The following is a 22,015-nucleotide window of genomic DNA, read 5'->3' as shown; positions in this document are numbered from 1 at the left end:
AGAGGCTGCGCATCAGGTCGGTAACCTACCCTGCCTGGGCTGCCGCCATGGCCCGCATATGCTCGAGGATGTGAAGTCCGGACCCTTTGACGTGCCGTGCCACGAGTTCGGCGGCCCGATCGGCATCGCCTGCCTTGATATGGGCGATCAGCTCACGATGGTCACTGATGACCTGCGCTCGCCGCGCGAGAGTGAAGTCGAACCGGCGGCTGACCGCTCGGAGCACCTCACGATGTTTCCACCACAATTCGGCAGTGTGTCGATTGTAGTGTCGCTGGTAGATCACGGTATGGAATTTCGTGTCGAGCTCGCTGTGCAAGATCTGGTCGGCGAAATTGTTGTCCTCGATCTGGCTTTGGACCGCCTCGAGTTCCGCGATGTCGGCCTCTGTGGCCATCCCGACGAACCAACGCGTCAGGGACGGCTCGATCAGAACGCAGATCTCGTAGATGTCGCGAATAAAATCTCGGTCGATCGGCCGGACGCGCGCGCCGCGATTTCGCGTGAAGATGACGAAGCCTTCGCCGCGCAGGAGCTGAAGCACCTCCCGAACCGGCGTCGTCGAACTGCCGTGACGCTTGGCGAGGTCGGTAACGACGAGGCGCTGATTGGCAGTGAGCCGCCCCGAGATGATGTCGTCCCGAATCGCCTTGTAGAGCAGCGCCGTGGAATCGGTGGAGGCGCCGATCGGGTCTATCCCGAGAGGCGGCACCGCCTGGTGGTCGCTTGCCTCCTTCAACCTTACCTCCAATGCCCAGATCATACGGCAACTGGCCCAGACAATATACGATCCAGATCGATTGACATACAAGTCTGGCTCTGTAATCGTTTCATGATAGGAGCCTCGATCAAGAAGAGCTCCACACGAGGGTGGAAGCCACAGTGCCAGTGTGCGCTGGCTCTGAAGAATTGGAGGGACCTAATGTCGACCTTTGACTTCGGCCGCGCCATTCGCGGCGGTGTTTCTGCGGCTGTTCTCACGTCGTTTCTGATGTCGTCGCCCGTATTGGCCGCGCCCCCCGTCGACCTGAGCAAATGGTCGCCGGAATATGTGCGTGAGATCGCAGGCACAAAGGAATTCGACACCGCAGCCGAGTGCGGCAAGGTCACGCCGCTCGATTACAAGGGGCGCCTCACGTTCTGGTATCAGGGCGTGTTCGAGGGAGACCCCGATCTCCTGCGCCAATATTACAAGGACTTCTTCGCAGCCTTCCGGAAAACCTATCCCAACATTCAGCTCGAGGAGCAGGCGCACACCTACAACGATCTCCTCGACAAGTTCCGGACGGCATTGCTTGGCAACGCCGGACCCATGGTGGTGCGGCTGCAAATCCTGGGCGGTGTCGAATTCGCCGCCAAAGGGTATCTCCAGGAGCTGAAGCCCGAGGACGTAGGCTACGCCACCGAGGATTTCTGGCCCGGGGCCATGAAGTCGAACATGTGGAAGGGCAAGACTTACGGCGTCCCGACGAACAACGAGACGATGGCGTTCATCTGGAACGCGGACGTGTTCAAGCGGGCCGGTCTCGATCCCGAGAAGCCGCCGGCCACCTGGGACGACGTGGTGAAATACTCCAAGCAGATTCACGACAAGCTCGGGATTGCGGGCTACGGCCTCGTCGCCCGCAAGAACGCCGGCAACACGCCCTACCGCTTCCTGCCTCAGCTCTGGGGCTTCGGCGGCGGCGTGTTCGACGAGGCCACACCGAGCCCGGCCTACTCGCAGATTCAGCTGAACAGCCCGGCGAGCAAACGAGCCTTGCAGGCCTCGTACGATATGTATGTGCGCGACAAGTCCGTGCCGGTCTCCGCATTGACCAACCAGCAGGCGGACAACCAGCCGCTTTTCCTAGCGGGTCAGCTCGGCATGATGATCTCGCACCCGTCCGATTACGACGTGATGCACGATCTCAAGAAAAAGGCTTCCGGCAGCGATCAGCAGAAGGCCCAGGCCGTCATCGACAACATGCGCTACGGCCTGATTCCGACCGGGCCGGACGGCAAGCGGGCGGTCGTTTTCGGCGGTTCGAACATCCACATCCTGAAGCCCGAATATGTTGACGGGGGCAAGGTGGATCAGCCGGCGGCCAAGGCGCTCATTTGTTTCTGGACGAGCCCGGAATGGTCGCTCAAGATGGCCTATGCCGGATCGAACCCCGGCAACCTCAACGGCTTCAAGACCAAGTGGATGAAGGAGCGTCTGGAAAAGATCAAGTTCCTCGACGTGACGACCTCGATGCTTCCTTACGGTATCCCGTTCCCGACGATTCCGGAGACGCCCGAGATCATGAACATCGTCGTGCCCGACATGCTTCAGAACGCTCTGACGGGCGCCATGACGGTCGACCAGGCCTCCGAAGATGCGGCCAAGAAGGTCAAGGACATCATGAGTGGCGGCAAGCTCTAGCGGCGACGCCAACGCGACCGGCGGCGACCGCCGCCGGTCAACACCCTCCTGACAGCATAAGGGCGCCCTGATGACCATGGCGACACGCCTGGCTGACGCATCTCTGCGAGTCGAAACGGAGCGTACGGGCGTCCTCCAGCAGGTCTGGGCCCGGCGCGCCGACTATCTCTACGTATTGCCCGCGATCGTGGTGATGCTAATCGTCATCGCCTATCCCATCTATTACACGATCAATCTGTCCTTCTTCAACACGCCGCCAAGTCTTCAGCTGCGCGACAAGAATTTCGTCGGGTTCGACAATTATTCCCTGATCCTCAACAGCGACGTGTTCTGGCGTGTCACGGCCAACACCTTCATCTGGACGATCGCCTCGACCTTGATCGCGTTCGTCCTGGGCCTGGGAGCGGCGCTTGCTCTGAACCGCGATTTCGCCGGCCGCAGCGTGTTGCGCGCCATCCTCATCATTCCATGGGTTATTAGCGCGGTCGCTGCTTCTTACATTTGGAAATGGATTTATCATTCGGATTTCGGCGTGATCGGCGCCGTTCTGGTGGGCCTCGGACTAGCCGACCGTCCGCCTAATCTCATCGATAGTGTGGGCACTGTTCTGCCGTCGCTGATTGTCGTCAATGTGTGGCGCGAATTTCCATTCGCTATGATCATGCTGATGGCCGGCCTGCAGACCGTCCCTGATCAACTGCTCCGGGCGGCGAGAGTCGATGGCGCCAGCGCGTGGCAGCGCTTCTGGCACGTCACCTTCCCCCATCTGCAGGGCGTCTCCACCGTGACCATCCTGCTGCTCGCAGTGGCGAACTTCAATTCCTTCATCATTCCCTGGATCATGACCGGCGGCGGTCCCTCCAACGCATCCCACATCTGGATAACGCATATTTATGAACTCGCCTTCGGCCGCCAGCGCTGGGGCGTAGCGTCGGCCTATTCGGTGCTGTTGTTCCTCATTCTGATGACGCTGGGCTATTTCTATGTACGCGCCCTCAGCGGCGGCGAGAGAAAGGAGCGCGGTGCATGACGCCGACGACCATCGCCGTGGCAACCCGGAGACGCAAACCGATCGACGTCTGGCGCTGGGTCGGGCGCATCTTCCTCGTGCTCATCCTGCTCTACACGGCCGTGCCGATGATCTGGATGCTGTTGACATCCATCAAGTCCGGATTTGCGGCCCTGCAGTTTCCGCCCCAATGGTGGCCTGACGAGCCGACCCTCGCGAGCTATCACAAGCTGCTCGACCCGACCAACAGCGTGGGCGAGGACTTCCTGCGCTTCTTCTGGAACAGCTTTTTTGTTTCCACCGCGACGACGATCCTGGCGGTCATCGTCGCGGTGCCCGCGGCCTATGCTTTCTCGCGGTTTGACTTTCCGGGGCGCAAATTCCTCTTCTTCTCGGTTCTGCTGCGCAACATGTTCCCGGCGGTGATCTTCCTCGTGCCGCTCTTCATCCTCATGCGGCTTTTGGGCCTCGTGAACACCCATGGCTCGCTGATCCTGACCTATCTGACCTTCGGCCTGCCCCTCGCGATCTGGCTGCTCAAGGGTTTTTACGACAACATTCCCTATCAACTCGAGCAGGCGGCCCGCATCGACGGCGCCACCCGCTTCCAGGCGTTTCTCCTGATCGTGATGCCGCTTTCGACGCCGGGGATCATCGCCACGGCGATCTATTCCTTCATCGGCGCCTGGAACGAGTACATCTTCGCCTACACGTTCCTGAGTAAAAATGACCAGCTGACGCTGCCGGTCGGCGTTCAGCGCTTCTTCTCCGAGAACACGACGGATTTCCCCGGTCTCATGGCGGCGAGCTTCATGATGAGCCTGCCGGTCGTCGTGCTCTTCCTCCTCCTGCAACGCTACTTCGTACGAGCCCTCACCGAGGGCGCCGTCAAACAATAGAAGGCAGGTTTCATGGCCCATGTGGTCCTGAGAAATCTTGTGAAGACCTATGGCTCCTTCAAGGCTGTCAACGACGTGTCATTGACCGTCAATGACGGCGAGTTCGTCGCGCTTGTCGGTCCGTCCGGATGCGGCAAGACGACCACGCTCAATCTGGTCGCCGGGCTGGTTCCGATCACGTCCGGCGAGATTGCCATCGGCGACCGCGTGGTCAATGACGTCGACCCGAAAGACCGTGACATTGCCATGGTGTTTCAGAATTACGCGCTCTATCCGCAGAAAACAGTCTATAAGAACCTGGCCTTCCCGCTGCAGATGCGCAGGCTGCCCCGCGAGGAGATCGACCGGAAAGTCAAGGAAGCGGCGCGGGTGCTCGACATGACGCACCTGCTCGAGCGAAGGCCGCGGGAGCTGTCGGGCGGGCAGCAGCAGCGTGTCGCCCTGGGGCGGGCGCTGGTGCGCGATCCTGCCGTTTTCCTGATGGACGAGCCCCTGTCCAACCTCGACGCCAAGCTGCGCGTGCAGATGCGTTCCGAGATCAAGCGCTTTCATCAGGACCTCAAGGCCACGGTCATCTATGTAACGCATGACCAGCTCGAAGCCGTTACCATGGCCGACAAGATGGCCGTGATGAACGGCGGCTTTCTCCAGCAGTATAATTCGCCGGCGCAAATCTTCGCTGATCCGGTCAACATGTTCGTGGCGAGCTTCATCGGCAGCCCGGCGATGAGCCTGATTCCCCTCGAGGCCGCAACGGTCGATGGCCGAACCGTGTTGACCGGCGCGGAAGGCTGGACTATGGCGCTCTCACCGCTCAACGACCGGAAGGTCAAGAAATCGACCACGAACAAAATCGTCGTCGGGGCCCGCCATTCCACGATCAGGCTGACCACGCATGCGACTCCGGGCGCCATCCCGGCCAAGGCCTATACGGTGGAACCCACCGGGGATGTGACCTTCGTCCAGGCGTTGCTGTCCGGTGCCGTCGTGACCATCAGCGTGCCGCCCAACGTTGCGGTCGCGCCGGACGAGCCAATCTGGCTCGAATTCGATCAGGAGCGTATGCACCTGTTCGATGGTGCAACCGAAATGACTCTGAAGGCGGATTGAGGCGGGGACAAGCGATGCGATGTCTGGGCTTGCATGACCGCGAAGCCTTAAGATCACGCCGTCCACACCCCTTCACCCTTTCAGGCGGCTCGACGTCTGCAATGTCGGTGGGCTCACCGCACCCGTTCAAGCGAGGTCACAATGACGCATACATCCGACATCGTACGCCCTCCCAGGGAACTGATCGAAGGGCTGAAGGAGATTGGTGCCGCGACCGTCGCCGGCACGCTCGGACATATGGGGTTCCGCAACCCCCACATGGTCGGCCCGGTTGCGCAGAATTTCGGCAAATCGATCGTTGGGCCGGCTTTGACGTTGCAGTTCATGCCGCAGCGACCGGACCTCTTCACCGAAGGCGAATATGCTGATCCGGAGACGCAGTTGCATCGGCACGTGCTCTATCACGCTCAGGAAGGCGACGTCGTCGTCGTGGACGCGCGCGGCGATATGAGCTCGGGAGTCTTCGGTGACATGATGTCAACCTATTTCAAGGGCCGGGGCGGCGCGGGGATCGTCATTGACGGGTGCATGCGCGACCGGCCCAATGTCAAAAAGCTCGACCTCCCCCTGTGGCTGCGCGGCTGGACGCCGAATTACCACGTACAGACCACAATTTATCCCACAGCCGTCAATGTTCCCATTGCCTGCGGCGGCGTTACGGTCATTCCCGGCGACATCATCGTGGCCGACGATGATGGAGTCGTGGTGGTTCCCGTCTCCATGGCGAAGGCGGTGATTGACGAAGCCCAGAAGCATCATGAGTGGGAAGTCTTCTCACGGATGAAGCTTCTGGAAGGGGCGCCGTTGCAGCGTTATTACCCGCTCCACCCGAGCGCGACCGACGAGTACGAGGCCTGGCGGGCAGAACAGGCGAAGACGTCCTCAACGGATTGAAAGCGTCGGCATCCACCTTGAGAACCGGGAAGGTTGACGACGTTCGAGGCTGCCGCGAACTTCGGGGTTCGTGGCGGCAGAAAACTTGTGATGCCATCGAAGCTCAAACAACAACAGCGCCATGCCTGGCCCGCCCGCGAACACTTTCCACGTGAGGAACACCGATGAGGATTGTCGAGATCAAGACCGCAGTGGTTGCCTACCATGGCAAGGCGACACTGATCAGGATCGATACGGATGCCGGCATTTCCGGGTATGGCGAGGCTAATCCCGATGCCGGCGCGGCGGCGATCGTCGGGCTGATCTCCGAACTGAAATCCGAACTCATCGGCGAGGATCCCCGCAACGTCGAATATTGCTGGGAAAAGCTCCGGCGCAAGCACGTCTTTGCCGGCGCCCAATCGGGAATCTTCCTCATCGCGCTGAGCGGCATCGAGATGGCGCTTTGGGATCTGGCAGCCAAGGCGGCCGGTCAGCCGCTTTATCGCATGTTCGGCGGAAAGTTCCGCGACCGCATCCGCCTCTACGCCGATTGCGGCGACGGAGACGGCCCTGCCGGGTCCCCCGAGGGTTGCGCCAGCCGGGCAAGGCGCATGGTTGCGGAGGGTTTCACGGCCCTCAAATTCGACATCGACGATCTCGGGCATCCGGCAAAGTTCGATGCGGTCAATCACACGATCAACGGCGCCGAACTGCGCTTCATGGTGGAGCGGGTGGCCGCCGTTCGCGATGCCATCGGACCAGACATCGATTTATGCATCGACCTGCACGCCCGTTACGATGTACCGAGCGCCTGCCGCATCGCCAGCGAGATGGAACGGTTCAACCTGCTCTGGCTGGAGGAGCCCATTCCGGCCGAGAATGTCGAAGCGTTGAAGCAGATACGGATGCGCAGCAAGACGCCGATCTGCGTCGGTGAGAATCTTTATCTGCGTTGGGGGTTTCGTGAGCTCCTCCAGGGGCAGTGCGCCGACGTGGTGATGCCGGACGTTCCCAAGTGCGGGGGACTTTCGGAGAGCCGGAAAATCGCGCATCTCGCGGAGATCTACTACCTTCCTTTCGCTCCGCATCTCGTATCCACCCCACTTGGCACCATGGCCACCTGCCATGTTTGCGGTTCGGTGCCGAACTTCCTCGTTCTCGAGTGGCACGCCCTTGAGGAGCGTGAGGTTTGGGACAGCTATGTCCATGTCCCGAACGGCGGAAAGTCGATCCTCAATGACGGGCACATCACCTTGCCTGATGCGCCGGGTATAGGAGTCGAATTGAACCTCGAAGGCGTCCGCAAGCACGCCGTTGCAGGCTATGGCGTTTTTGATTAAGGCTTCATGCATGGCCGCCCGCCGCTCCAACATCCCAGAGGTCGGCTACGGGGCGTTCCGAGTGACGCAAAGAGCCATTCTGGACGAAGCACTAACGTTTCTCATTTTGCCCCATCCCGAAGTAGTCTCCGCGATCGACTGCTCATAAAGCTCAGGCCGGCATCGCCGTAGCTTCGTAGCCCTTGGACCGGCGAATGTTGAAGGTGACAGAGCCGTTTGGCGCTGGCGGCGTCGTGATCGCATAATGATCGGGCGAGCGGGCGGGCTTGCCGTCAACCGTCGTCTCGAACACCGCCTCGATCTTGCCCGAGCGGTCGGCCCGGATCAGGTAGGGGCCGAATTCATCTCCAATCCAGATTTTATCGCCGATCATTTGAAAGCTTTCCGGATCGAAGTCCGAGCCGGTCAGGTAGCGCTTGTCCGTGCCCTCGTTGGTGATCCGGAACGGCACCTTCTTGTCCGGGTCGCTGAGGAAGACCGTATCGAGCCGCTCGACCGTGCCGTTCTCCCAATCGATGCGGTAATGGTTCAGGTACAGCATCGCGTCAGGGGAATTGGCTTTGGCCCCGAAGCCATTGTCGGTCAGCACCCAGAAGGTGCCATCGGGCTGTCGTTTGATCCCGGAGTGACCTTGCAGCGCTTGGCCCCGGAAAGGAAGCTTGACACCGGTCGGGCGCTCACCCGAGGTGCCTTCAATGGTTCCGATCGTGTCGACCCGCTTGCCGGTGGTGAACTTGCCGGCGATCTTCAGATCGGATGGGGCATCGGCTGGCGCATCGACAAAGCTCTGGGCGGGCAGCACGGCATGACCGGCGAGCGTTGCCGGAAACTGTTGTGCGAGCGCGACCGAGGAGAGCGCAGCCACCATCGGCAGCGCGAGGGTCAAGCGGGTTGCCATGTTCGTCCTCCTGGGGGATTGAGCAGGCTCCTTCTGGACAGAGTGCATGTCGCCAGGGCGACAAGGGGGTGACATTTGGATGACGGCGGCCGGAACCTCGGGTCGCGTTTCCCTTCGCGGGCTGGCCCTGGAACAGCCGGGCTCGACAGGAGGACTACCCTTGTTATGCGCCTGTCAGAAGGCCTCCCTGAGGCAGCCCGACATGCAGCATTACCACTTCAACCTCACAGGCGGGTACCGGTTGTGCCCGGATCCCACCGGGCTCACCTTGGCTGGCCCTGAGGCGGCGCGCCAGCATGCTCTTGAGGATGCTCGTGCCCTGCTCGAGAGCTGGATGGCCCGCAATCTGCGCCGCTTACTTCCCAGGTAAGCGGCTAGCCTCATTGGAATAACGGCTTGTCCCCTGTCCCTCCGTTCCATCAAGGCTTGCTTTCGCGGAACGTGGCTGAACTAGCTCGACGAGCAGGTTACAATCTCATGTTGCGCCGGTGCTCCGGCAGCGATACGCAAAACTGAACACAGACGAGTTCGACGGAGGGAACCTTGCGATTAATCGAATGGACTTCGGGTGTGGTCACGAGAACCTCTGCTATAGCCTTGGCCGTACTCACGACAACAGCTCTTGTCACCAGCAATGCCCCTACGCGGGCGCAACCATCCTCTCAGTCAGGAGCCTGCTCCCGTCTCTCCGGGATGTACGTCCCGGCTTGGGCGATTGGCCTACCGAGCTCAGGCGCGGTGGTGCAATCCGCGACCCTTGTGGCCGCCGACGCAGCCAACAACCCGAATGGAGAGTACTGCGCTGTTAAGGGGCTGATCGTGCCGGTCTCGGCCGAAGCCCCAAACATGGAATTCCAGGTCAACTTGCCGACGAACTGGAACGGCAAGGCGGTGCAACTCGGCGGCGGTGGCTATAATGGCACTCTCGTGACCGGGCTGGGGATCGCTGGCTTGCAGCCTGCGACCGTTCCGACGCCGCTCAGGCAGGGCTACGTCACGCTCGGCAGCGATGGCGGCCACAAAGGCGCACCCGGCTTCGACGGCACCTTCGGCATGAACGACGAGGCCCTGCTTAATTTCGGCAAGCAGGCGGTCAAGAAGACGCACGATGTCGCGCTGGCGGTCGTGAAGGCGCGCTACGGAACGGCGCCGCGCCGCTTCTACTACATCGGCAACTCCCAGGGCGGTCACGAGGCGCTCGATGCTGCGGCCCGCTATTCCGCCGACTACGATGGCGTCGTTGCCAACTACCCGGCCTACAATGTCACCCTGCTTCATCTCGGATCGCTAAACGCTGGTAAGGCGCTCTACGCCAATGGCGGAGCGGGCTGGATGAACGCCGCAGAAACCAAGCTGCTCACGGATGCGGTGCATCAGGCCTGCGACGGCCTCGACGGAGCACAGGATGGCATCATCAGCAACATCGCCGGATGCAACGCGGCGTTCAACATCGAGACCGTGAAAAGCACGTTACGCTGCCCGAACGGTTCCGACACCGGCGATACCTGCCTATCCGACGCGCAAATCGCAGCGGTGGAGAAGATCGCATCACCCTACCGGCCCGGATTTGCCATTGCGGGAATGGAGGAGTTCCCCCGCTGGTCGCTGCTGGAGGGAGCCCGCTTCGAGGGACGCTCCACCTTCGGCACGCGTCCGGTTCCGGGCAATCCTCCAACGTCGGCCGATGCCCTGCTGTACAATGCAGGTGCGGCTACCACAAAGTTCATCCTGACCCGCAATCCCGCCTTCGATGCGCTGACCTTCGAGCCGACCACCCTGAAGGGGCGCACGCAGGGAGCGGGCGCCATCATGGATGTGACCGACATCGACCTCACCCCTTTCCGCCAGAAAGGCGGCAAGATCATCCTGCTGCACGGCACCACGGACGACTTCATTACGCCGCACAACACGGTGGCCTATTACAACCGCCACAAGGCGCTGCAGGGCGAGGCCAACATGGACTCGTTCGTCCGCTTCTACGTCGTCCCTGGCCTCAGCCACGGCTTCGGCGCGTTCAATGCAAAGTACGACGGTCTGGCGGTTCTGGATAACTGGGTGGAGACCGACAAAGCGCCCGAAACACTCGTGGCGATCGACGGCAACCAGGGTGCCAACCGCACCCGTCCGATGTGCCGCTATCCGTCCTGGCCGCGCTATAATGGCTCTGGCTCCATGGACGATGCCGCTAACTTCAACTGCGTCAGCCAGTAACGATCGGCACCATGAGCCAAGTCGGCGACCTACCCCCCGTTCGACCTTTGCTGGCGCCCTCTGGGGGCGGCACAAAATGTGACGGGACTCCCCACCTTTTTACAAGCTGGTTCTGAGTGACTATGTCGGGCTGGACTTATTCGCTGGAAGAAAGCCTTCGGGAGCAGCGCAAGTCCTGTGCCTGTTTGTGCGGTAACGAGGTACGTATCAAGAACGTGCACCTTCAGGCTAACCGTCAAACCCCTCAACGCCCTATCAGGCTTGGTTCCAGTGCCTGAGCGGTCATAAAGGATGGAGCATTTGATGAGAAAGGTATCACGTCAGGCGGGAGGGCAGCGACAAGTGAACAAAGAAGGAACTGCACTCCTGCCCAAGTGCGAACCCGGGAAGAGTGATCTAATGGTGACACCGCTTCCCATAGATTGGCATCGCAGCACTTAGGATGCCTACCCAGCGTAGGGTTAGATGGGCGGCGACCAGACGGATGGAGCGTGTATTCAGCGCAACTCTGCGAGCGCCGGTTGGTATCGATCGACCAAGGTGCAAAGCAGGTGGGATGATATACAAACGCATGCCGCGCGCCGACTCAGGAGGCTTCCAGAGTCTATTTCAAATAATCAAGGGCCTCAGCAGTTCGGTTAACAGTTATTATCCGAGGAGCGCCCCCGTCGCCGGATCGTAATTTGAGGTCGCTTGTTGAAATTTAGGGCGAATACTAAGGCACTGCGAATCGAGTGTGTAAGTACGAGTCGTCTGGAACCGGGCTTTTACATGCGAATTGATTCGGCCGTTTGGCTAAATGATTCTGCGAAAAGAAGTTTCCCACCGTTGAATCGATCTATTGTGAATGGATTCTTGACGCGCGACTCCACAGCCAACTCAGAATCGGTCATCACTCGTGACGGCACGAGTCCTACGGGTGTTGGCATGCCTGACGTAAAGCATACCGAACGCGTTCAGCGGTTTCGCAGATCTCGCCGGGAACGAGGGGATCGAGAGATGAACGTGTGGGTAGCAGGTTCTATCGGAGCGGCCATCGATGAAGCGATCGAGAGTGGCCGCTTCAGAAATCGGCAGGAGGCGATCACCCATGCCCTCGAGGCCACATTTGCCCAGAAGGAGCGAATTGTTGTGACGTAAACAGGCAAAGCAAAAGGCCCACGAAGCTGGAAACTTCGAGGGCCTTTGGGGACCCACCGAGGGGTGGGCGTAAGTGAATCTTGAACACATTCCTTATGCCATCCCGACAAACTGCGTGTCAAGAGCATCGGTTTCGGTGAACGCTCCCGCTTTGCCCTCAACATGGAGGGTACGATGCAACTCGCATCGTCAGGAGGCCGGCGGCTGAGACATGCCGCTCTGGCCGCGAGAGAGCTTGCGCTCGAAGCCGGGCGCACGGTAACGCGTAAAGAACTATCTGCGGCAGCTCGCGAGGCTGCCAAGGCCCTGGAATTGCGGAACGGACCCCGATCGGTCCTGTCCGAGCTCGTCGCCTGCTGGGGCGAGCAGGAGTGGGAGCGGCTGCTGGTATGGCCATCCAACGATTATCTGGTCAGCCGCACTGGGTTGTCCGAGCGTGGGATCCGCAAGGCGTTCCGTGTCCTCATCGACAAGCAACTGATGGTCCCAAAGGAATCGCCCAACGGGAAGCGATATGCGGTCAAGGACTTAGCTGGCGAACTCGTCGACGCCTTCGGCTTCGACTTGACCCCCGTTTATGCCAGGCGAGGGGAGTGGGCCGAACGGCTCATTGAGATGAAGCAGGCCAAGGAAGCCCGCAAGCGCACCTTCGACGAGATCACCATTGCTCGAAGGGCCGCTCAGGAAGCTCTTAGCAGCTTGGCGCAAGAGTACCCTGATCTTGATCGCTCCGATCTTGAGGAGCAGTTTCAGGGGCTGTTGGCTCGCACACCGGTGCGCAGCACGAAGGCCATGCCGATTGATATGCTGGAGGAGTGGAAATCCCTGAGAGGGGCTTGTGAGGAAGCTTATTATAAGGCGGGCTATGCCGGAACTCAGTACCGTCACACTAATAACAACAACGGATCTCCTAGTGAGTCTTGTAACAAAGGCTTTCCGAAGAAAGCTGAGGCGGTTCGTCAAACCGAACAACCACCGGAGCACCTATCACCGGAATTGATCCTCGAGGCATGCCCCACCCTCAGCGACTACGGCCAACCGGTGCGGGATGTCGCCGATATCGTGTCGGCCGGGCGCTACCTGCGGGCATCCCTGGGGGCTCACGAGAGCGCCTGGGCCGAGGCCGTCGATGAGATCGGGGTCATCAGAGCCGCGATTGCGGTGATCTATGTGCTGCAGCTCTATGAGGACGATGCCGCCCGGAACGGCGGGGAGAGCCGGATCAAGAACCCAGGCGGCTACTTCCGCGCGCTCGTGCGCATGATCAAGGCCGGAAAGCTCGACCTCGGCGTCGAACTCCTCGCCATGCGGAGGCGAAGAATGTCATAGGAGAACTGATCTTGTGCTCAAGGCGCCATAGCCCACTTGCATAGACTTGCGTTTGCCTGTGAAGGCGAGACTGCTCACGCAGGAACTTGATAGGGGCGGGAATGCCCCTTTGAGGCATGATGAAACTTTCATGCCTGCTGAGAGGAGGCTCAGTAAGGAGCATCACTGATAGGAATCGTTGGAACGCAATGGATTCACGACTTTGATTGGACCTCGCCGAGGCCCTTGCGCAACATGGGGGTATGTCTGAAGACGCGATCCAGTACCTGGTGCTCGACAGGTGTGATCCCACCTGCAACATGGCTCGCTACTATGTCCTGGCGATCGAACCAAGCCTGTTTGGTAACCCCACCTTGATCCGTGAGTGGGGTCGCATCGGCCTGCCAGGGCAGAGAAAGGTTGAGCTTCACGAAAACCAATCCCGAGCAGTGGAAGCTCTTGAAACATGGCTCCAGAGGAAGCGGCGACGCGGCTATGAGCTCAGAGATGGGACTGCCGCGGGAGCGGGCCAAACCGGCTGCAGCACCTGCCAAAGCCGGGCGGACGGCTCATGGTAAAGGTGGACTGGTCCGAGAGGGAATTGTTTTTCACGTAAGCTGGTTAGCAATCACGACATCGAACAGAATTGGCCTCAATCTGTTGTGATGCATGCATCATACGCATGACACGGATGGCCGACGAGGATGGTCTGGCCGAACTCCCGACCATGTTGCAGCGAGATCCAGATGCCACTCAACGGAAGTGATCGAGAGTTTACGCCTTACACGGCAGAGAAGGTCGACCCTCTGGTCGATCAAGCGATCACGCATCTTGAGCGCCAGATCGAGCAACTCAGGTCGCTCAAAGGAGCCACGCCGGAAATTGCGATGGTGATCGGGAAAGCGCACGAGATCTTCGGCGATCTCGGGGCGCTGTGGTTGGTGCGGCAGAACCAGGTTCTGCAGGCCAGACCTCTGGATCTGATTGCTCAGGGGAAGACGGACCAGGTCCTCCAGCTTCTCGGCCAGATCGAGTATGGAGTGTATGTGTGAGCACAAAGGGGGCGCGGTTCAGGCGACTGTGGCCGGCAGGCTTGGGTGGACTGCGACGTTCTGGGAACTGCCAACGTGCTCACGATTGTGAAGCGCGTAGACCTGATATTAGTATCGGGAGGCGCTTCGCCAAGAGAACTGACCAGCCGAGGCCTAGAAGTTGGTTACAATGCTCGGGTGAGGGGAGCCAGTAGGCGAATTGGGGTTTCTTTGGAATGGCGGATGACACGATTATCTCGGACTCCGAAATCCTGAGCGGCATGCCGGTCATCAAAGGAACCCGCGTCCCAGTCTATGACCTAGCAGCGTCCGTGAAGGCAGGGATCTCACGGGATCGCATACTGGCCGCCTATCCCACCATCAAGGAGCATCATTTGGATCTGGCTGTCGCATACGCAGAGGCCAATCCTTTGACGCCGCAGCCCCGTAATTGGCCACCAGTGGTCAACGGAACCGTGGTCGAATCCGGACACAACCCGAGGCAGAAGAAATGACAACCGATTTGCAAGCCCTGATCGCGGCCGGCGACATTTGGAAAGCTGAACTGATCGAAATGGCCGGAGGTCTCTACTCGCTTTTGGAGGTCGCCTCACTCCTTAATGTCCCCGAGCAATTGATCGAGGAGCGGCGCAAGGTCGGGACGATCATCGCCGTAAAGACAGGGGACGGCCACGGGTACCCGGCCTGCCAGTTCGGGCCGAACGGAATGGCACCGGGGCTCTCGGAGGCCTTGGCAGTTATGCCGATACGAGCCGACTGGATGCGACTGGAGTGGCTTTTGGTTGCGGATGATGCCCTCGACGGGCTCTCGCCGCTTGAGTCTCTTAGGGTAGGCTGTGTCGAGGAGGTAATTGATATCGCTCGGGCGCAAGGAGCAGACTAGCAGCGGAGCACCTCAAGATCTCAACATGTCAGACGATGAGAAGGACGCGCCCGACGTACAGGCCTATGACGCAGCCAAGCGCCCAAGCAGGCGAGGGGTGAGCGCGATCTGACATTGAGTGTGAATGTGCTCATGCGCATTTCAGCCGTTCTAGGGATCTACCAGGCTCTCCGGGTGCTCTGCGAGGGCACCGACGATGTGAGGGATTGGCTGACTGGGTCTTATAATGGCTCGATCTTCCAGGGCAGGGCGCCGCTTGCCGTGATCACCAGCGGCTCTCTCGACGATCTTTTGAACGTCCGACGGTTCCTTGAAGCGGGTATGCAGGGACTCTACCTGGAGCCAGACGAGAACGACACAGGCCTCGCACCGATCCATGATGAGGACATCGTCTGGGTGTAAGAGGCCTGCCAAGAGACTGCATTCGACTTCGGGTTACCAGCTGGTAACTCCAGCGTATACCTTGCAGGGGAGAGCATCCAGGCGATGAGTACTTACGATCACATCCGGTGCGAAATGCCCCTCCCTGAGCCACAGCCACCTGAGGGCACCGTCTTCATAACTCGCGACACCCCAACCCAGTTCTTTGACGATTACACGATCACCGCGGACGGACGCTTGATCCATCACGGCACAGAGGAGGTTCCGGACGAGGAGCGCTCCTCGGCAGACCTGCCTGACATCCTACGAGGATCGTCCGAGCTTGGGCGCTCAGCTTCGGAACGCGACAAGGAGATCCCATACAATGGGGATCTGACGTTTCAGGCCCTGAGCTCGTCCACAAGCCCTGCGTATGTGGCCTGTTTTATCGACGGCCGATGCGTCAGGATCCTGACCAGGGATGAGCACAAGCGGCTGATGGAATTTGCGCGGCGCCTCATCCTGATGACCGACCTGAGGGCGTTAAATCCCCGGCGCGTCTTATCCGCGAGCGACACCCCGGATGACATTCGACGCTTATTAGAAGACGAGTTCGCCGCACTGAACAAAATTCCGATGGAGGGGGTCGAAGAGCGTTAAAGCCTGTGGACATTCAGGTGCTCTGAGGGATTCCCGCTCCTGGCGAATTTTGGTTCAAAGCTGGAAAACGGGAGGTCATCTTAATCGCTTGGTCCTGAACAATAAACAATGGGAGCGTGTCGCGCCGTTGCTTCCTGGCAAGGCCGGCGATCTCGGTCGCACCGGTTCAGACAATCGGCTGTTCCTGGAGGCGGTGCTGTGGATGGTCCGCACTGGGTCGCCTTGGCGCGATCTGCCCGAGATGTTTGGGAATCGGAATAGCGTGTTTCGACGCTTCCGCCGGTTTTGACCCTAAGCTCTTCAGAAGGTGCTTGAACGAGCGCTCTCGTAGCGTATGCAGCAGCCTTTCTTCAGAGCTTGGATCAACGCAAGATGCCTCTCTTCGTCTAAAAATGGACGATCAGGACAGGTGCTGGGCAATGTGCTTGTTCATCTCGAACATGCTGACCTTGTCCCTGACCCCGAAGATGGCCCGGAGCTTGTCATCGGCCAGGATCTCGCGCTTGTTCTCGAGGTCGCCCGGATCGTTTGGAAATGAGCCGCCATATTAGTTATGGTTGCCGTTGACGTGGATAACCAGCAAGCCGAGCTCATCTTCAATCTTTGCAAGGACCTGGCGCCGGATCTCGGGATCGGGATGCGTATCGCCGGCGATCACCATGATATCGGCATCGATCTCACGGGGAAGCGAGAGGCTGCCAAAGACCTGAAACATCCCAGGCGGCGTCCCCAACGGGGATGGGTCCTTGCTTTCCTCAAGGTGAAGATCGGAGATCAACGCAATCTTGGTCAAAGGTATGTCCTGGGCTGATGCCATGCTCCGGTATCACACAGAGCAATTCTGTGCTGCCATCGTTCAGGACGGCAACAGACTTCTTGTCAAAAGGGTCGTTATCAGATTCCCTGTTGGAATCGGGTGGATATAGGCGGTTAGCAGGACTGGCCGATAGTTGAAATCTAATCCACTGGGGATATGGCAATTGAGGCCGTGGGAAAGCTGGCTTCATCACCGACAGTATCGTGATTGCTAATTGCAGAACACTTCAATCACGAGCCATGCATGTTCAGTGGTCGCATCGGATTAAGATATCGTCCTACCACAGATTGAATGGCGTGCCCGGCCAAGAGACGCTTCAGTAGGGCATCTGTGATGCCGGTTTCAACACGGCATTCTCACGGACCACGGCACTTTTGACGTCAGTGAGGAAGAGGAAGCAACAGCCCCGGAAGGCACGATCCCAAGAACGGACGATGGGACGGCACCTGGACAGGTGTAGGGCAAGACAAGGCAAATCCCGCAAAGGACAAAGCACGCTTCGCTTGAGGCCGAACCAGACCGGTGCAGCCTCGGACGAGGATGACAGCGTCGCGCCCTGCAACAGGCGGGCGCGCGTCGCAGCAGCGCCAGCCTTCGTTTCCATCATCCTTCCCCAGAAAGACTGACTTCATGCCAACCCGCTCCCTCCCGTATGACGAGATCTTGTGCGAACTCATCACCCGAATCCGCAAGCGCTTTATTGGTCAGGATGCCGCCGTCGCGGCCTTTGCGGCCGAGATCTGCCGGCACATCGCAGCCAGCCCAGCGCAACAGAGACCTGGCATCTTCCTCATCGCAGGCCCGAACGTCGGCAATGATCATCTCGGTCTGCCCGCGGGCTTGGCCGACTCCCTCAGGACGGGGGGCGAGTTGTATGAGCTATCGTCAATCCAAGGAGAGGATCTGGCCCATCTCTTTGCACCGACTTCCGGCGGCACGCAAGTCCGCTCGATGCTCTACGTGCTGAAGAACAATCCCATCGGGGTGCTCGTTCTGCGGGACATCGACAAGGCCCCTCCCGAGCTTCTCAAGAAACTGATGAACGCCTGGAGCCAGGGGTTCGCTGAAGATGAAGCCGGAAAGAAGATCGCGCTCGCCAACGCGATCTTCGTCTTGACCACCGAGGTGGCGCAGACACAGATCGGCCAGATTGCTCGCGATGAGCCGGATCCCGACCGGTTGCATGTGCAGTGCCTCAAGCTGCTTCTCGATGCCGGCTTTCCAGCCCCACTCCTCAAAAGCCTTGATGCGGTGTTTGCCCTGAAGGCCCTGACACCGGGCGAGGTGGTGCTGGAACATTATCGTAGCTTTACGGACCAGATAGCCTCCCATGGTCTTGTTCTGAAGGGCGGCATCGACGGCCGGATCCTGGCGCATTCCATGGACAAAACCACCGAGCCTTGCATCGAAGATGCGTGGTTGCCGCGCGATGAGCTCGATGCCCGGTTGGCGCAGGCGAAAGTCGCGGGCGTTCACACGGTGCGGCTGGTGCTGCGCGAGGGGATCATCACCGTCGTCCCGGTCGGCGAGCGATCGGCACAGGACGCAACGAACCCATCCGCCGATGCTCACCTGCCGTCTCTCCTGACGGCGAGACGGCAGGTGAGTGACGGAACCGGCGTCCGGAATCGCATGGTGACAATCCCGAATGCGTGATGTCGTGTCCGGCAAACCTCACCTGCTTTGATAACCGGAAATGCACGAGCCCTGGAGATACAAATCTCGTTCCGAACTTTCGTGACGCCGCTGTTCATCCGCCAAGTCCGTGTCACGCAGATGACCTGGAAAAATCCACGCTCTAAGCGGGCAGGTGTAGACTGATCTGTTCGGGCGCGGACCCGCCCATGGACAACATGGGGTGGCTGATCCCCTTGACGGACGTTCACATCGTTCGTCCGCCCGCTTTCCTCAACCGCGCCGAGTGGCGTCATACCGCTCGCTGACGCCTTCCTCGCCGTTCGTAGGCAGAGGTACCTGAGACGTCAGATGGGTGAGGGCGGAGCAAGTAAAATCCCAAAAAGGACAATCCAGGGTGCGGCGCCGTTAACCGGCGCAGCACGCGGTAGTCCGACCTCATCGCACGCGCTCGAACGATCGCTGTTGAAAGAGCGGGCTCGTTTTCCATCAACCATCTACGAATTGAGCCTTATGACGACGGATGTGAATACCCTAAGCTGCGAATTGTGTGACTTAAGTCACAGAAGACATCTCTCGAATATGCGACTGTCATCCTGGCTTGCCCTTGCACACACAGCAGGATGCAGGAGAGTGCGATGACCCAGCCGACGCAGAGCGCCCCTGAACCCAACCAACTGGCCGTCAAGGCCCATGTGAAGGCGATGCTGAAGAGGATTCCTCGCAAACCTCAACGAAATGAGCAAGCTCATCAACGCTGTGCCTGAGAATGCGCATGCTTCGACGGCGCGCTCAAGCAGCGGTAGCGAAGCCGTCGGACATGGCGCCATTGGCTTGTTCCGCTTGCTGTCAGGTGCGTCACCCTGACTGAAATCCCGCAGACTTCTCCAGCCATTTTTGTCACCGGGGAAAGTGGGGTTTCGCTGTACTTTGGGAGCCGCCTTGGAGGGGCTTCCAAAGCCGTTACAAGGCTCTCCATTTTTGGCAACAAGGCCACTTGCGTGACCATCGTGCCATAACGGGACTGCCAATCAGCAATTCGCCCGTTAGCTTGGGCTGTGGCCTATCCTTGATGATCCTTCCTGCGGCTCGGGGAGTTCTGGCCTCCCTTGCGGCCAGCTTGGGAGGCGGGTGCAGTGTTCTGGGAGAAATGGCGCTTTTCAGCCGGGTCGCTCTTGCCGCCTTTGCTTGCGATCTCGCGACGCCTTTCCTCACTCATTGAAGCAAAGCCGCGCTTTGGCGCGTTTCCATCAGCGCCCATGACTGTTCTCCGAGACCCTCTGAGCCTAAACCGAGAACGACCGGTGCTGGTAGAAGTTCGGGCGCTTCGTGAACTTATCTGGATATGCCGCCCTCGGGCAGCCGGTTGAGTCCGATTGCGCTACTCGTTCTGATTACTTGCGAGCGGCCATGAGATCGTGGGTGAGGACGGTGAGCTTGCCGATCAGCGATGCCATATCGCCAGGATCGCAAGACCACTGGGTGCCAATGGCGGACCCGTCAGCGGACACGGACACCACGGCAAGCGAGCGCAGCTTGCCTTCGCGGGCGAGCCGCAGATGGTCCTGCAGCAGGTCGATCATCGAGGCGGTGTTCTCATCGATCGGCGGCGTGCTGACGGGATGGAGCTTAGCCACCGATCCACATTGATTTGCCTGCTTGTCGCTCATGGTACACCCCGCAATAATTCCCAGGCTCTTACGGCCGTCTGGACAAGGATGTGCACTAGACATGAACCATGCGTCAACACTAGGCCAGTGCCGCAGAAACATTGGCCGTGTCGTATTTCGACAACAGGACCAAGTAAGCTTGGCCAATACCATTTGCAGCGGCGTCAATGCGGATCTTTCCAGGACTGGGGCAAACGGCAAGTACGCGACGGTGGATGCGGATGAGTGATGGCTCAGGTGACGAGATTGCAGGCAGCAGAACAGCGTCCGAAATCATGAAGAATCAGACTCTGCTGGATCGCGGTCTGCCGCTCGACCGCATGCCGGAGGCTGAGGTGGCCTTACGGCTGGCTGTGTTCATACTCTCGCTCCCCGTCTCCGGAGCCATGGCCAGCGTCGCGATTGACGGAGGCAGCATGAGGGGCGGCGACGGCGTCATCTTCGACATCGGCCGCTTCATGGCCAGCACCGGGTGGCAGCCAGTCAATGGACTTGCATCGCGAAAGTGGAGAACTCTGTATGAAGCAGGAGGATCTCCATGCCGAAGAGCCGTTTTACGAGAGAGTTTCAGGATGAGGCCGTCCGCCTCGTTTTGACGAGTGGGCGCTCTCAGCGCGCGATCGCCGATGATCTCGGGGTGAACCGTTCGACGCTCGCGCGCTGGATGGCCGAGCACCAGGACACACGGCCTTCGTCGGCCATGCCGCCCAGTGAGGATGTCATGGACGAGCTCAAGCGCCTCCGTCGCGAGAACGAGGTGCTGCGGCAAGAGCGCGACATCCTCAAGAAGGCCACCGCTTTTTTCGTCAAGGAGGGAAGTCGATGAGGTTCACGTTCATCGATGCGGCGAAAGCGGAATTCCCCATCCAGCGCCTGTGCCAAGTTCTTGAGGTGAGCCAGAGCGGCTACTTTGCCTGGCGAAGTCGTCCGGCCTGCCAGCGTCAGCGCGACGATCTGATGCTGCTCGCCCATGTCCGATCCGCCTTTCGAGAATCGAATGGCACCTATGGCAGCCCACGGATGACGCGCGAACTCCAGGATCAGGGCCTGCCGATCGGGCGCCGTCGGACGGCCCGACTGATGCGCGAGAATGGGCTCAAGGCCCGGCAGAAACGTCGCTTCAAGCGCACCACCGACAGCCACCACGCCTTTCCTATTGCTCCCAACCTGCTCGAGCAGGACTTCTCGGCCGAGCGCCCGAACCAGAAATGGAACGCTGATATCTCGTACGTGTGGACGGGTGAGGGCTGGCTCTATCTGGCCGTGGTCCTGGATCTGTTTGCCCGACGGGTGGTTGGCTGGGCGGTCAGCGACCGACTGCACAAGGAGCTGGCGCTTGAGGCGCTGCGCAAGGCTCTGGTGATCCGAAGGCCCAGTGAGGGGCTGACCCATCACGCGGACCGTGGCAGCCAATATTGTTCGATCGAGTATCAGGCCGAGTTGCGGAAGCACGGCATCCGGATCTCGATGTCCGGGAAGGGAAATTGCTACGACAACTCGGTGGTCGAGACCTTCTTCAAGACCTTGAAATCCGAATTGGTCTGGCGCACCGTGTTCCAGACCAGGGCCGAGGCCCGGGAGGCCATTGGGCGTTACATCGACGGCTTCTACAATCCCGTCCGGCGTCATTCAACACTGGACTATGTCAGTCCGGTTCAGTTCGAAAGGCTGGCCGGATAGTTGCAAAACCGCTCTCCACTAAACTGAAGCAAATCCATTGTCGCAAAATGCAGCAAGGGG

General features: G+C 59.7%; 23 protein-coding genes and 3 pseudogenes. 20 read left to right on the top strand and 6 right to left on the bottom strand.

Annotated elements, in window-relative coordinates; genetic code table 11:
- Positions 1 to 25: 25 nt before the first annotated feature.
- Positions 26 to 739, bottom strand: a complete 714-nt coding sequence (locus BB934_RS41830; RefSeq protein WP_099515464.1) for a GntR family transcriptional regulator — start codon at positions 737 to 739, stop codon at positions 26 to 28.
- Positions 740 to 922: 183 nt separating this feature from the next.
- Here BB934_RS41830 and BB934_RS41825 point away from each other — a divergent pair, with 183 nt between their 5' ends.
- The 6 genes from BB934_RS41825 (at position 923) to BB934_RS41800 (ending at position 7,641) form a co-directional block, all read left to right on the top strand.
- The gene (locus BB934_RS41825; RefSeq protein ID WP_099515463.1) at positions 923 to 2,407 is read left to right on the top strand and encodes an ABC transporter substrate-binding protein; all 1,485 of its coding nucleotides are present in this window, start codon (positions 923 to 925) and stop codon (positions 2,405 to 2,407) included.
- A 70-nt stretch (positions 2,408 to 2,477) separates the two neighbouring features.
- Positions 2,478 to 3,437: a carbohydrate ABC transporter permease gene (locus tag BB934_RS41820; RefSeq protein WP_099515462.1), complete on the top strand. Its 960-nt coding sequence runs from the start codon at positions 2,478 to 2,480 to the stop codon at positions 3,435 to 3,437.
- On the top strand, positions 3,434 to 4,315 hold the full coding sequence (locus tag BB934_RS41815; RefSeq protein WP_099515461.1) for a carbohydrate ABC transporter permease: 882 nt from the start codon (positions 3,434 to 3,436) through the stop codon (positions 4,313 to 4,315). The genes BB934_RS41820 and BB934_RS41815 overlap by 4 nt, the downstream gene beginning before the upstream one ends.
- Before the next feature lie 12 nt (positions 4,316 to 4,327).
- Positions 4,328 to 5,425: an ABC transporter ATP-binding protein gene (locus tag BB934_RS41810; RefSeq protein ID WP_099515460.1), complete on the top strand. Its 1,098-nt coding sequence runs from the start codon at positions 4,328 to 4,330 to the stop codon at positions 5,423 to 5,425.
- Between the two features lie 141 nt (positions 5,426 to 5,566).
- A complete protein-coding gene (locus BB934_RS41805; RefSeq protein WP_099515459.1) occupies positions 5,567 to 6,319 on the top strand; it encodes a ribonuclease activity regulator RraA in 753 nt (250 codons plus the stop codon).
- A gap of 164 nt (positions 6,320 to 6,483) precedes the next feature.
- Entirely contained in the window at positions 6,484 to 7,641 is a 1,158-nt protein-coding gene (locus BB934_RS41800; RefSeq protein ID WP_099515458.1) for a mandelate racemase/muconate lactonizing enzyme family protein, read from the top strand.
- Between the two features lie 163 nt (positions 7,642 to 7,804).
- On the opposite strand, the pseudogene BB934_RS41795 reads toward BB934_RS41800, so the two are convergent.
- Positions 7,805 to 8,539: pseudogene (locus tag BB934_RS41795) on the bottom strand (esterase-like activity of phytase family protein); the annotation flags it as partial.
- Positions 8,540 to 8,618: 79 nt separating this feature from the next.
- Here BB934_RS41795 and BB934_RS41790 point away from each other — a divergent pair.
- From BB934_RS41790 to BB934_RS41745, 11 genes and pseudogenes are all read left to right on the top strand, one after another.
- On the top strand, positions 8,619 to 8,909 hold the full coding sequence (locus BB934_RS41790) for a DUF6894 family protein (protein WP_157934659.1): 291 nt from the start codon (positions 8,619 to 8,621) through the stop codon (positions 8,907 to 8,909).
- A gap of 371 nt (positions 8,910 to 9,280) precedes the next feature.
- Positions 9,281 to 10,750, top strand: a complete 1,470-nt coding sequence (locus tag BB934_RS41785) for a tannase/feruloyl esterase family alpha/beta hydrolase (RefSeq protein ID WP_157934658.1) — start codon at positions 9,281 to 9,283, stop codon at positions 10,748 to 10,750.
- A gap of 999 nt (positions 10,751 to 11,749) precedes the next feature.
- Entirely contained in the window at positions 11,750 to 11,890 is a 141-nt protein-coding gene (locus BB934_RS48660; protein WP_173909568.1) for a ribbon-helix-helix domain-containing protein, read from the top strand.
- Between the two features lie 174 nt (positions 11,891 to 12,064).
- A complete protein-coding gene (repC, locus tag BB934_RS41780) occupies positions 12,065 to 13,219 on the top strand; it encodes a plasmid replication protein RepC (RefSeq protein ID WP_099515455.1) in 1,155 nt (384 codons plus the stop codon).
- Between the two features lie 242 nt (positions 13,220 to 13,461).
- The gene (locus tag BB934_RS41775) at positions 13,462 to 13,776 is read left to right on the top strand and encodes a WGR domain-containing protein (RefSeq protein WP_099515672.1); all 315 of its coding nucleotides are present in this window, start codon (positions 13,462 to 13,464) and stop codon (positions 13,774 to 13,776) included.
- A gap of 168 nt (positions 13,777 to 13,944) precedes the next feature.
- Entirely contained in the window at positions 13,945 to 14,250 is a 306-nt protein-coding gene (locus tag BB934_RS41770) for an antitoxin Xre/MbcA/ParS toxin-binding domain-containing protein (protein ID WP_157934657.1), read from the top strand.
- A 215-nt stretch (positions 14,251 to 14,465) separates the two neighbouring features.
- Positions 14,466 to 14,744 (top strand): DUF433 domain-containing protein, encoded by a 279-nt coding sequence (locus tag BB934_RS41765; protein ID WP_099515453.1) that lies wholly within the window; start codon positions 14,466 to 14,468, stop codon positions 14,742 to 14,744.
- A complete protein-coding gene (locus BB934_RS41760; RefSeq protein ID WP_099515452.1) occupies positions 14,741 to 15,133 on the top strand; it encodes a hypothetical protein in 393 nt (130 codons plus the stop codon). Before BB934_RS41765 ends, BB934_RS41760 begins: the two co-directional genes overlap by 4 nt.
- A gap of 132 nt (positions 15,134 to 15,265) precedes the next feature.
- Positions 15,266 to 15,535, top strand: coding sequence for a hypothetical protein (locus BB934_RS41755; protein WP_099515451.1), 270 nt, complete (start codon positions 15,266 to 15,268; stop codon positions 15,533 to 15,535).
- An 84-nt stretch (positions 15,536 to 15,619) separates the two neighbouring features.
- Positions 15,620 to 16,153, top strand: a complete 534-nt coding sequence (locus BB934_RS41750) for a hypothetical protein (RefSeq protein WP_099515450.1) — start codon at positions 15,620 to 15,622, stop codon at positions 16,151 to 16,153.
- A gap of 88 nt (positions 16,154 to 16,241) precedes the next feature.
- Positions 16,242 to 16,439: pseudogene (locus BB934_RS41745) on the top strand (transposase); the annotation flags it as partial.
- Positions 16,440 to 16,553: 114 nt separating this feature from the next.
- On the opposite strand, the pseudogene BB934_RS41740 reads toward BB934_RS41745, so the two are convergent.
- Positions 16,554 to 16,664 (bottom strand): annotated as a pseudogene (locus BB934_RS41740) (SWIB/MDM2 domain-containing protein); the annotation flags it as partial.
- A gap of 36 nt (positions 16,665 to 16,700) precedes the next feature.
- On the bottom strand, positions 16,701 to 16,868 hold the full coding sequence (locus BB934_RS48105) for a hypothetical protein (RefSeq protein ID WP_157934656.1): 168 nt from the start codon (positions 16,866 to 16,868) through the stop codon (positions 16,701 to 16,703).
- A gap of 732 nt (positions 16,869 to 17,600) precedes the next feature.
- Between BB934_RS48105 and BB934_RS41730 the strand changes: the two genes are divergently transcribed.
- Together BB934_RS41730 and BB934_RS50350 are read left to right on the top strand one after the other, a co-directional pair.
- The gene (locus tag BB934_RS41730; RefSeq protein WP_099515448.1) at positions 17,601 to 18,626 is read left to right on the top strand and encodes a P-loop NTPase family protein; all 1,026 of its coding nucleotides are present in this window, start codon (positions 17,601 to 17,603) and stop codon (positions 18,624 to 18,626) included.
- Between the two features lie 617 nt (positions 18,627 to 19,243).
- Positions 19,244 to 19,372, top strand: coding sequence for a hypothetical protein (locus BB934_RS50350; RefSeq protein WP_257792387.1), 129 nt, complete (start codon positions 19,244 to 19,246; stop codon positions 19,370 to 19,372).
- 296 nt (positions 19,373 to 19,668) lie between these two features.
- Here BB934_RS50350 and BB934_RS41725 read toward each other — a convergent pair whose 3' ends face one another.
- Together BB934_RS41725 and BB934_RS41720 are read right to left on the bottom strand one after the other, a co-directional pair.
- Positions 19,669 to 19,824 (bottom strand): KGG domain-containing protein, encoded by a 156-nt coding sequence (locus tag BB934_RS41725; RefSeq protein WP_237050813.1) that lies wholly within the window; start codon positions 19,822 to 19,824, stop codon positions 19,669 to 19,671.
- A gap of 175 nt (positions 19,825 to 19,999) precedes the next feature.
- Positions 20,000 to 20,188, bottom strand: a complete 189-nt coding sequence (locus BB934_RS41720) for a hypothetical protein (protein WP_237050808.1) — start codon at positions 20,186 to 20,188, stop codon at positions 20,000 to 20,002.
- A gap of 625 nt (positions 20,189 to 20,813) precedes the next feature.
- Here BB934_RS41720 and BB934_RS41710 point away from each other — a divergent pair.
- Positions 20,814 to 21,955, top strand: a protein-coding gene (locus BB934_RS41710) for an IS3 family transposase (protein ID WP_418294821.1) whose coding sequence is annotated in 2 segments (ribosomal slippage) — positions 20,814 to 21,072 and positions 21,072 to 21,955 — 1,143 coding nt in all. Because the reading frame shifts where the segments join, the coding sequence is not laid out codon by codon here.
- Positions 21,956 to 22,015: the final 60 nt, after the last annotated feature.

Source organism: Microvirga ossetica (assembly GCF_002741015.1).
Lineage (GTDB): Bacteria > Pseudomonadota > Alphaproteobacteria > Rhizobiales > Beijerinckiaceae > Microvirga > Microvirga ossetica.
This window is presented reverse-complemented; position numbering and strand designations above follow the sequence as displayed.

Coding starts and splice junctions, on each gene's coding strand:
- BB934_RS41825 (WP_099515463.1), top strand. CDS start 923: ATGTCGACCTTTGACTTCGGCCGCGCCATTCGCGGCGGTGTTTCTGCG.
- BB934_RS41820 (WP_099515462.1), top strand. CDS start 2,478: ATGACCATGGCGACACGCCTGGCTGACGCATCTCTGCGAGTCGAAACG.
- BB934_RS41815 (WP_099515461.1), top strand. CDS start 3,434: ATGACGCCGACGACCATCGCCGTGGCAACCCGGAGACGCAAACCGATC.
- BB934_RS41810 (WP_099515460.1), top strand. CDS start 4,328: ATGGCCCATGTGGTCCTGAGAAATCTTGTGAAGACCTATGGCTCCTTC.
- BB934_RS41805 (WP_099515459.1), top strand. CDS start 5,567: ATGACGCATACATCCGACATCGTACGCCCTCCCAGGGAACTGATCGAA.
- BB934_RS41800 (WP_099515458.1), top strand. CDS start 6,484: ATGAGGATTGTCGAGATCAAGACCGCAGTGGTTGCCTACCATGGCAAG.
- BB934_RS41790 (WP_157934659.1), top strand. CDS start 8,619: ATGACGGCGGCCGGAACCTCGGGTCGCGTTTCCCTTCGCGGGCTGGCC.
- BB934_RS48660 (WP_173909568.1), top strand. CDS start 11,750: ATGAACGTGTGGGTAGCAGGTTCTATCGGAGCGGCCATCGATGAAGCG.
- repC (WP_099515455.1), top strand. CDS start 12,065: ATGCAACTCGCATCGTCAGGAGGCCGGCGGCTGAGACATGCCGCTCTG.
- BB934_RS41775 (WP_099515672.1), top strand. CDS start 13,462: ATGTCTGAAGACGCGATCCAGTACCTGGTGCTCGACAGGTGTGATCCC.
- BB934_RS41770 (WP_157934657.1), top strand. CDS start 13,945: ATGCCACTCAACGGAAGTGATCGAGAGTTTACGCCTTACACGGCAGAG.
- BB934_RS41765 (WP_099515453.1), top strand. CDS start 14,466: ATGGCGGATGACACGATTATCTCGGACTCCGAAATCCTGAGCGGCATG.
- BB934_RS41760 (WP_099515452.1), top strand. CDS start 14,741: ATGACAACCGATTTGCAAGCCCTGATCGCGGCCGGCGACATTTGGAAA.
- BB934_RS41755 (WP_099515451.1), top strand. CDS start 15,266: ATGCGCATTTCAGCCGTTCTAGGGATCTACCAGGCTCTCCGGGTGCTC.
- BB934_RS41750 (WP_099515450.1), top strand. CDS start 15,620: ATGAGTACTTACGATCACATCCGGTGCGAAATGCCCCTCCCTGAGCCA.
- BB934_RS48105 (WP_157934656.1), bottom strand. CDS start 16,868: ATGTTTCAGGTCTTTGGCAGCCTCTCGCTTCCCCGTGAGATCGATGCC.
- BB934_RS41730 (WP_099515448.1), top strand. CDS start 17,601: ATGCCAACCCGCTCCCTCCCGTATGACGAGATCTTGTGCGAACTCATC.
- BB934_RS50350 (WP_257792387.1), top strand. CDS start 19,244: ATGACCCAGCCGACGCAGAGCGCCCCTGAACCCAACCAACTGGCCGTC.
- BB934_RS41725 (WP_237050813.1), bottom strand. CDS start 19,824: ATGAGTGAGGAAAGGCGTCGCGAGATCGCAAGCAAAGGCGGCAAGAGC.
- BB934_RS41720 (WP_237050808.1), bottom strand. CDS start 20,188: ATGATCGACCTGCTGCAGGACCATCTGCGGCTCGCCCGCGAAGGCAAG.